The organism is Acidithiobacillus sp., from assembly GCF_027322205.1.
Taxonomy (GTDB): domain Bacteria; phylum Pseudomonadota; class Gammaproteobacteria; order Acidithiobacillales; family Acidithiobacillaceae; genus Acidithiobacillus.
On record NZ_DAHVHY010000076.1, the window covers coordinates 1 to 9576 of the forward strand.

The window sequence follows — 9576 nt, forward strand, 5'->3', positions numbered from 1 at the left end:
CCGGACCGAATGACATCAGAAATGGGTTTTGGCGCTCCTGACTGACGACTGCAGCCTTGCGCAGGGTATTATAATTCTTGGCTTCGAGAATCAGCCCCTGCAACCCGAATTTATCTTGCAGTTCTTGGTGCCACTGCTTGCGCAAATTCGCCGGAACAATGATAAGGATACATCTTCGCCGTTCCGCCCAGCGCTGAGAAATGACGAGTCCGGCTTCAATAGTTTTACCCAGACCCACCTCATCTGCCAAAATAACCCCGCGCGAAAGCGGGTTTTTACACGCAAAAAGCGCTGCATCCACCTGATGCGGATTGAGATCGACCTGTGCATCCACCAACGTGGAGGCCAGTGAGTCTACGGTATCGCCGGCCGCCCGTCGGGTCAGCAGCCATGCATAGTATTGGCTTTGGTAGGGTGTCAAAAGGGTCAATTGAGCGGGCTTGTCATGTTATGGGTATCTGTAGAGGATACTAAATCCTGTGTTAAAAGCTATCCATACGCCACCCTGCTGATCGAATAGTAAGGACGCGCCAAGCGAATCAATGTTATCATCGCGCCCGTTATCAGCCCCAGCTACCGATTATCCGGAGTCGATCTTGCTCAGCACCGCCAACCTCACCATGCAATTCGGGGCCAAGGCCCTCTTTGAAAACGTCTCTGTCGAGTTCGGCAATGGCAACCGCTATGGCCTTATCGGTGCCAATGGCAGCGGCAAAACGACGCTGATGAAGATTCTCGGTGGCGATCTGGAGCCCAGCTCCGGACACGTCAGCCTGAGTAGCGGCGAGCGTCTCGGCAAGCTGCGGCAGGATCAGTTTGCCTTTGAAGAGTGCACCGTGCTGGACACGGTCATTATGGGCCATGCCGAACTCTGGCGTGTCAAACAGGAACGCGATCGCCTTTATGCCCTGCCGGAGATGACCGACGAAGAAGGGATGGAAGTGGCGCATTTAGAGGGTGAGTTCGCCGAGTTGGGCGGCTATGCAGCTGAGTCCCGCGCCGGTGAATTGCTGAGTGGTGTGGGTATTCCGCTGGAGCAGCACGGCGGGTTGATGGCGGCGGTATCGCCGGGCTGGAAACTGCGGGTGTTGCTGGCGCAAGCGCTTTTTGCCGACCCTGATATTCTGCTGCTGGATGAACCGACCAACAACCTCGATATTCATACCATTCAGTGGTTGGAAGATCTTATCAACAACCTCAGCAGTACCATCATCATCATTTCTCATGACCGCCATTTTCTGAATAGCGTCTGTACCCACATGGCTGACCTGGATTATGGCGAGTTACGCATTTATCCCGGCAATTATGATGAATATATGCAGGCTTCAACCCTGGTGCGGGATCAGTTGCTCGCCGATAATGACAAGAAAAAAGAGAAGATGGCCGAGTTGCAGGGCTTTGTGAGCCGCTTCTCCGCTAATGCTTCCAAGGCCAAGCAAGCGACTTCCCGCGCCCGCCAGTTAGAGAAAATCCAGCTCGAAGAGGTGAAGCCTTCCAGTCGGCAAAATCCCTACCTGGTCTTCAATCAGGAACGCAAACTCTATCGCAATGCCCTGGATGGGAAGGACCTGAGCAAATCCTTTGGCGATCTGCGCCTGTTTCACAAAATGCGCCTACATGTGGAGGCGGGCGAGCGGCTTGCCATTATCGGCTCCAATGGTCTGGGCAAAACCACCTTGTTGCGCTGTCTGGTAGGTGAATTAACACCGGATGCCGGTGAAATAAAATGGGCGGAAAATGCGCGGATCGGCTACTTCGCCCAGGATTATGCCCCGGAATTTGCGGTAGACATGACGCTTTTCGACTGGATGTGCCAGTGGCGCGGTGAGCGCGATGATGACCAGGTGATCCGTGGTGTACTGGGCCGTTTGCTCTTCGGGCAGGATCAGGTCAATCGTTCGGTCAAGGTGCTCTCCGGTGGCGAAAAAGGCCGGATGCTCTTCGGCAAGCTCACCCTGCAGAAACCCAATGTGCTGATTCTCGATGAGCCGACCAACCATCTGGATATGGAATCCATCGAGTCTCTCAACTCGGCCCTGGAGAAATACGACGGAACTCTGCTTTTTGTCAGTCACGACCGGGAGTTTGTCTCGTCACTGGCCACCCGCATTATCGAATTTACCGCGCAGGGCATCCAGGACTTCAAGGGCACCTATGAGGATTATCTGCGCAGTCAGGGCACCGGCTGAAGATGGGCGGAATTATTTTTTTCGGTAAAAGGGTTTCCACATTCCGATAAAGAGTAAAACAACGCCGACCAGGAAAATTTCGCCGATCCATTTCCAGTGAACCATATTCAACACATTCGCCAGATGCAGCAGGCCTTGCGCCTCGGCATCGACGCCATGGTGGACCGCCAGTTCCGCCACGGCGTTAGTCTTGAACACCACGCCCAGATAGCGCAGCACCATGAGCAGCAGGTCCGCAATAATCAGGCCGGTGCCGATGTACACCCACCAGACGCGTGGAAAAGAGATGCGCCGCACCCGCCGCTCAGACACGCCAGCCATCCATAATCCGTAAGGCAGCACACAGCATGGTTTCGGCTTGCTCCGTACTATCGGCCTCCGTGTAACAACGCAGTTCAGGTGCGTTACCGGAAGGTCGCAGATGCATGATGCCACCCTGCGCGAGGGTCACCCGGATGCCGTCCGTCAGATCCATGTGCTGCGCGTCACCCGCGATTTCTCCGAAGGCCGTGTTGAAAGCCGCGAGATTGGCCGCCTTGTCCTCGCCGCGAAAAGCATCCAGGTAGCGCTGACTCAGCGCCGTGGGAAAGTCCTGCAAACGGTCACTGGCGGTAAAACGGGGCGGCAGATCGGCCAGCAAATTCGCCAGGGGAACGCCCCGCTCCTTCGCCGCCGTGAGCACCGTCAACATGGGTAGAATCGCATCGCGGGTGGGGAGTGCCGCCAGGGTGTGGCCATTCCGGGTGATCGGGCTGCCCAGCAGAAAGCCACCGTTTGCTTCATAACCGCAGACCGGCGCCTGTCCTTCCTGCAAAGCGACCTGCATCGCCGCTATGACATAAGGGGAGCCAATCCGGGTGCGCCGGATTTCCGGGAAAAAGCCGGACAACTCCAGCGCCGTGTTGCTGCTTACCGGCGTGGCTACCGTATGGGCGCCCAAGGCGTGGGCCGTCAGAATCCCCAGCACATCACCGCGCCACCAGCGGCCTTCATGGTCAGCGATCATAGGACGGTCAGCGTCGCCGTCCGTAGTCAGGAGCGCATCGAGATGGTGCTCAGCCACCGCACGCTGCGCCAGAACCGTGTCTTCGGGGCGCAGGGCCTCGGTGTCCAGGGCAACAAAATCCGCAGAGCGGTCCAGGGGCAGCACCTCGGCACCCAGCGACTCCAGCAGCGTCACCAGCAGATCACGGGCGACGCCAGAGTGCTGGTAGACGCCCAGTCGCCATCCGGCAAGGCTGTCCGCGCCGAAAAAATCCTGGTAACGCTGCTGATAGAGCGTCAGCCAGCGCGGATCGGCAGCGGGCAAAACAGGTAACTTGCGCAGCGCGCCCGCGTCGTCGAAAAGGGCTGCATCCACCGTCATATCCTGACGCAGGATCCCTGCCTCATCGGCCTTCATCAATTCCCCATGTGGGCGGTTAAACTTGATGCCGTTGCGATCAAACGGAATATGACTGCCGGTGACCATCAGCGATGGTACCCCCGCCGTCAGCCCCGCGAAAGCCAGTGCCGGTGCGGGGAGATATCCGGCAAAGCCCGGCTGCCCGCCTTCCGCGAGGACAGCAGCCCAGGCCGCGGCCAGCATCCGCGGCGTGCTGGGACGCAGGTCGCCGCCCAGTATCACCGCATCCCCGGCACGAAACTCGCCGATTTCCGCAAGATAACGCAGAAAGGCCCGGGTGTGTACATAAACGACCTGATCCGTAAGCTCTACCACCAGACCCCGCAACCCACTCGTCCCAAAAGCCGCCATCGCCTGCCTCTCTGTGTCCGCCATTTCGCTCATGATAACGACAAGGCGCTGGCGGGGATACTGGCGGACCAGATCGAACGGCTTCCCCTCCTACCCTTCGACTGTGTACTATCTACGGTTTGTGCTGCGGCGTCGTCCGGGCGCATTTCCTGATAATGCTTACACCACCGAGCAAACCCATGCCCACCAAGAACGACTGGATGAACTGGCACCGCGATGCCAGCACGATGCCCACGCTGGAGACGTACAGCTATGAAAACATCCGCAGTTGGCTGGGTGACCTGGAGATTCGCAAGGCCCAACCTTACCAGAAGTCCATCAGCCATCTGGAGCAGCGCGGCGGCACCGACCTCAGCGCCCTGGTACAGGGCACAGCACGCAAGCCGTACCGGGTAGACATTCACCTCAGCCAGGGGCACCTGGTGACCCTGTGTACCTGCCCGGTGGGCAGTCGCTGCAAGCATGTCACGGCAGTGCTGCTCGCCCTGCTCGCCCAGCGCAGCCACACGGCGCCGACGCCGGTTTTGCGTCCCCATGTGATGCAATGGCTGAGCGAACTGCGCTCCCACCTGGATCCACCCAAATCCAAGCCCCCGACCACCACTTACGCCCTATACTGGCTGCTGGAACTGAACAACAGGCGCCATCAGGGTCCGGTACTCAGTTGTCGCAAGGCCCGCCTGAACAAAACGGGAGAATGTACCGATCTCACCCATTGGTACAATTTTGAAGGCGCTTTACGCCGCCCGCCCAGCTTTATTGATGAAGCGGACCAACGGGCCTTGCGGCGCCTGCTGCTGGAAGACCCTTACGCCGGCCAAACCGGTGAATTTGATCTCGGCCCCCGCCATGGCGCTGCGGTGCTCACCTTGCTCGCGGGCACAGGGCGCCTCTTCGGCAATGCACTGACCAACCCGGCCCTGCGACTGGGCGACAACCGGCCCGGCACGCTGACCTGGAAAATCAGCAAGGGTGGGGAGCAATATCCGGCATTGGAAAGCACGCCACCCGCCAGCGGCTACCTGCCACTGGATAGCACCTGGTATCTGGATGGAGAAACCCAGGAAATCGGCCCGATCGACACAGACATGCCGGTCACGGTCCTGCGCGATCTGTTGCAGGCCCCCCCCCTCAATGCGCAAGAAGCCAGCCTTTTGCGCGAGATGCTGGAACAGTCGGCGCCCGGCCTCCCCATACCCGTGACCGATCCCGAACAGGCGATACGGGAGATTGCTGCGCCGCTGCAAGCCTTGCTCTGGTGTGACACCCTGGCCCTCCTCGGCATTCAGGCGCACCGTAACTATGCTGGCCAATGGAGCCCTACCTGCCGCTTCGACTATGCGCAACCCGCTTTTGTGTATGGTCCCGCACACATCGCCATAGACGACGACAGCGCCATCCAGACCCTCAATAATGGCGAAATGGTCCGCATAAAACGCGACACGGCAGCCGAAAAACGGGCGCTGCAGGCATTGGGTAAAACCGGCCTGAAGCCCGTCAAAGCCAGCATCTTCCACAGCCTGTCGCCGCTGCCGCATCCCATCTATGGCCTGGCCAGTGAGGCCGACTGGGACGGATTCATGACGACGGGCGTTGATGCACTCCGCGACCAAGGCTGGGAAGTGCGCTGGCCTGATGGCTTCCGCCACTACTTCCTGCAAGTGGACGAATGGGATATGCAGGTGGATGGCGCAGAAGAGGGCTGGCTGGGCCTGGATGTCGGCATCGTGGTGGACGGCAAGCGATTGGCACTGGCCCCCCTGCTCGGCGCCCTCTTCACCCGCGATCCGCGCTGGCTGAATCCGGGTGGCCTCAGCACCATCCCCGACGATGAACACATTCACCTGCACACCTCGGCAGGTGTCCCCATCCAGACCACGGCGGATCGCCTGAAGCCACTGGTCGGCACCCTCATCGACCTGTTCAGCCTTGGCACTTCAGGCCCCCTGCGGATGTCCGCCTTTGATGCGCCGCGTCTCGCCCAGTTGGCGGATAACAGCCAATGGCGTAGTGAGGGTATGGATGCCGTGCGCGACCTGGCCAAGCGCTTGCCCCAGAATGGGGAGATTACACCCGTCGCCCTGCCCGCAGGTTTCGCCCTCCCCCTGCGCCCTTATCAACAGGATGGACTCGCCTGGCTGCAATTCCTGCGCGAGCATCATTTGGGTGGCATTCTCGCGGACGACATGGGTCTCGGCAAAACCGCGCAAACCCTCGCCCATCTGCTGCTGGAGAAGGAGTGCGGCCGCCTGACCGATCCCGCCCTGATCATCATGCCCACCTCCCTGATTCACAACTGGCGGGAAGAAGCAGAGCGCTTCGCCCCCGACCTGCGGGTACTCTCCCTGCACGGTAAAGAGCGCAGCAGCCGCTTTGCCGAAATACCCAACCATGATCTGATTCTCACCACCTATCCGCTGGTCTGGCGGGACATTGAGACGCTCAAGGACCAGCGTTTTCATCTGCTGATTCTCGACGAGGCGCAGATGGTCAAGAATGCGCAGGGCCGTGCCGCCGAAGCTATTCGCGAGATTCCCACCCGGCATCGACTCGCCCTCACCGGCACACCGCTGGAAAACCACCTCGGCGAACTCTGGGCGCAATTCGACTTCCTTCTGCCCGGCTTTCTCGGCGACTCACGCAGCTTCCAACGGGTCTGGCGCGGCCCCATCGAACGCCACGGAGATGCTGAACGTCTGGATTTACTGGCCCGTCGGGTGCGTCCCTTCATCCTGCGCCGCCGCAAGGAAGAAGTCGCCAAAGAACTCCCCGAGAAGACCATCATCATCCGCTCCATGGACATCGACGGGGCTCAGCGCGACCTTTATGAAACCGTGCGCAGTGCCATGGATGAACGCATCCGCCAGGAAATCGCCGCCAAAGGTTTTCAACGCAGCCAGATCGTCATCCTCGACGCCATGCTCAAGCTGCGTCAGGTCTGCTGTGACCCGCGCCTGCTCAAGAGCGAGAAGGCGCGTAAAGTACAGGACAGCGCCAAACTGTCGCTGCTCATGGAGATGATTCCGGAGTTGCTGGCGGAAGGTCGCCAGATTCTGCTGTTTTCACAATTCACCGAGATGCTTGCCCTGATCAGTGCACGCCTCGACAAGATGCATATCCCTTACGTGCTGCTCACCGGCAGCACCCAGGATCGCAAGACGCCCATCGACCGCTTTCAGCGCGGTGAAGTGCCGCTCTTCCTGATCAGCCTCAAGGCGGGCGGTGTCGGCCTCAACCTCACGGCGGCAGACACCGTGATTCACTATGACCCATGGTGGAATCCCGCCGCCGAAAATCAGGCCACTGATCGCGCCCACCGCATCGGCCAGAAACGTCAGGTTTTTGTTTACAAGCTGATTGTTGCCGGAAGTATTGAAGAAAAAATCCTGGCGTTACAGGAGAAAAAGGCCATCCTCGCCGCCGGCGTGCTGGAAAAGGCGCAGAAAGAAAAGCTCCGTTTCGGTCCTGACGATCTTGCCTCTCTTCTCGCGCCACTGCCCGAAACCCGGCGCTGAGGCAGACGAGCCGCGACGCTTCCTGAATGGCACGCTTGGTGGCATTATAGCGGCTTACTGAGTTTCTCTGCGGCAACCATCTGATTTCGTCGGCAAACTCTGGGGATTAAGACGTATGAAAGCAGCACGGACAGAAGATAAGCGGCGGGAGCGTTTCATCATCAGCGGCGCCCTCCACGGAGTGACCGAGTCGGCGATAGAAGACCTTCGGGCCTTCGAGGCGATGGGTGGACATCTGGAATTCCTCCCTGAGAAACAGTTGATGCTGATTCAGTACGATGGCCACTGCAATGCCGAACTGGAAGCGAAAATGATCGCCATTCTTCAGCAAGCAGGTGCCAATTGCGAATCGCATGGCGTGATATGCCATGGCAAAGATCATTGCGAACCCCTTAATTTGCATGTCGGTCCCCTGGCTAAAGATCACCCTAAGCGGCTTGCTTCCGTCACCAAGCACCTCAGTCGATGGCTGCGTTTGAAGCAGTCTTAAAAATGCGCCTTCTGCGCTCTGCAGTGGTCTTGATGCCGCTGATATTGTTGGTGAGTTACGGTATGGCAGTCGCGACAGCCGACACCCTCGACGCCGTTCAGGAGCAACTCCTGAACTCGGCGGCAATCGCTTTCGCTCAGGGTAATTATCGGCCTGCCGCCAACGCGCTGCCTGAATTAGAAAATACCTACATGGGGCCATGGGTAGGGTACTGGTCTCTGCAACCCCGCCTCAAAACCATGACCCAAGACCAGTATCAACGCTATGCGGAGCGCTATCCGAGCGGAGTAGCACATCATTTGTTGCGCCGCCAGTGGCTGTCAGAACTCGCACAGCGCAAAGACTGGTCAGACTTTACTCAAGTCTATCAGGCCGGCAGCGTCCCCGATTCGATCGGTTTGCGCTGTGATGCAGCACGGGATCCACAGCTCAGCACCAGCACGGTGATTGCCCCATTCTTCCTCTGGCGCAGTGCCGCAGCGAATGATCATGCGTGCAACGCCATGGCGCGCGTGTATCTGAAACAGGGGCAAATCACGCCGCCAGAACTATGGCAACGCCTGCAACAAATGTACGAGGCTTCCGCGTTTAACGCTGCACTGCGCTTTGCGCCTTTTTTACCTGAGGCACAATCCGGCCAGCTTGCGCAGACGGTAACGGCGCCTGTCGCGTGGATCTCCCATCAGATTCAGCAATATGGCAGCAACAACTGGCCAACTGGCCAGACCCATCTGCTGACACTCGCCCTGCTGCGCCTCGCTGTTACTCATCCTGCACAGGCCGCGCAGTTTGTGCGAACCCTTGGCGTTCTCTCTGCCGCTGCCAAGTCACTGGTGCTTTATAACAGTGCCTACCATGCGACGTTGTCCTTTCGTTCCGAATCCGGACACTGGTACGCCCAAGCCTACGCCGCCGATCCGCAATTTCGTCCCCGGCCCCGACTGCTGGCCTGGATGGTGCGCACCGCCTTACGCGACGGGGACTGGAGCATGGTGGAGCAGGCCACGCAGCAGATGGACGCCGCCCAACGCAGACAGCGGCAGTGGCAGTTCTGGTTCGCAGTCGCGCTGCTGCAACTCGGACATACACAGACTGCTCATGTCTTGCTGGCGGCTCTGGAATCCCCGTGGACTTATTACGGACAGCTAGCGATGGCGACCCTCAACAGGCCATTGGTGTTAAAGCCTGGCGACCCATCCGCACTGACCGGAGCAGGCGCCGCACCTGATGAAGAGGTTCCCGAGCGGACGGCAATCACACTCTATCAACTCGGTCTCTATTACGACGCCCTCGCTGAATGGGACCAATTTTTGAAGGGGCTGGATGGGGCGCCGGAGATTAAAGCGGCGGCCCAGGTGGCTTTTCATCATGCGGCATGGCTGCTGGGCATTCATGCCAGTAGTCTGATTCGCGGGGGTAAAGACTGGCAACAGGGCTATGTGCTCCCCTATGCACAGGAGATCAGCGCTGCCGCAGCCCAAACCGGTTTACGTCGCGCCTTTCTGGCCGGTTTAATCCGGCAGGAATCCGGTTTTGCATTCGGCATCCAGTCCGACGTCGGCGCACAAGGGCTGATGCAGGTGATGCCTGCCACTGCACAATGGCTACAGACCCATATACCCGCCG

The 9576-nt window shown here is 59.1% G+C and carries 7 protein-coding genes; 4 read left to right on the forward strand and 3 right to left on the reverse strand.

All coding sequences use genetic code 11. The annotated features are described in order from the left end of the window. Positions 1-430 (reverse strand): SNF2-related protein (locus M7F93_RS10075; protein WP_298172838.1); only part of this gene is annotated, 430 nt, incomplete at its 3' end. Between the two features lie 166 nt (positions 431-596). On the opposite strand from M7F93_RS10075, the gene M7F93_RS10080 reads away from it, so the two are divergent. After that, positions 597-2189 (forward strand): ABC-F family ATPase, encoded by a 1593-nt coding sequence (locus M7F93_RS10080; RefSeq protein WP_298172840.1) that lies wholly within the window; start codon positions 597-599, stop codon positions 2187-2189. A 12-nt stretch (positions 2190-2201) separates the two neighbouring features. Here the strand turns inward: M7F93_RS10080 and M7F93_RS10085 are convergent, their stop codons facing one another. Both M7F93_RS10085 and M7F93_RS10090 read right to left on the reverse strand, forming a co-directional pair. Further along, positions 2202-2510 carry a hypothetical protein gene (locus M7F93_RS10085; RefSeq protein WP_014029196.1) on the reverse strand — a complete coding sequence of 103 codons (309 nt, stop codon included), beginning with the start codon at positions 2508-2510 and terminating at the stop codon, positions 2202-2204. Further along, a complete protein-coding gene (locus M7F93_RS10090; protein WP_298172852.1) occupies positions 2494-3969 on the reverse strand; it encodes a phosphomannomutase in 1476 nt (491 codons plus the stop codon). The genes M7F93_RS10085 and M7F93_RS10090 overlap by 17 nt, the downstream gene beginning before the upstream one ends. Before the next feature lie 155 nt (positions 3970-4124). Here M7F93_RS10090 and M7F93_RS10095 point away from each other — a divergent pair, with 155 nt between their 5' ends. The 3 genes from M7F93_RS10095 to M7F93_RS10105 all read left to right on the forward strand — a co-directional run. Next, the gene (locus M7F93_RS10095; RefSeq protein ID WP_298172855.1) at positions 4125-7460 is read left to right on the forward strand and encodes a DEAD/DEAH box helicase; all 3336 of its coding nucleotides are present in this window, start codon (positions 4125-4127) and stop codon (positions 7458-7460) included. Positions 7461-7575: 115 nt separating this feature from the next. Further along, positions 7576-7950 carry a hypothetical protein gene (locus tag M7F93_RS10100; RefSeq protein WP_298172858.1) on the forward strand — a complete coding sequence of 125 codons (375 nt, stop codon included), beginning with the start codon at positions 7576-7578 and terminating at the stop codon, positions 7948-7950. Between the two features lie 2 nt (positions 7951-7952). Beyond that, on the forward strand, positions 7953-9576 hold a 1624-nt coding region (locus M7F93_RS10105), incomplete at its 3' end, for a transglycosylase SLT domain-containing protein (protein ID WP_298172861.1).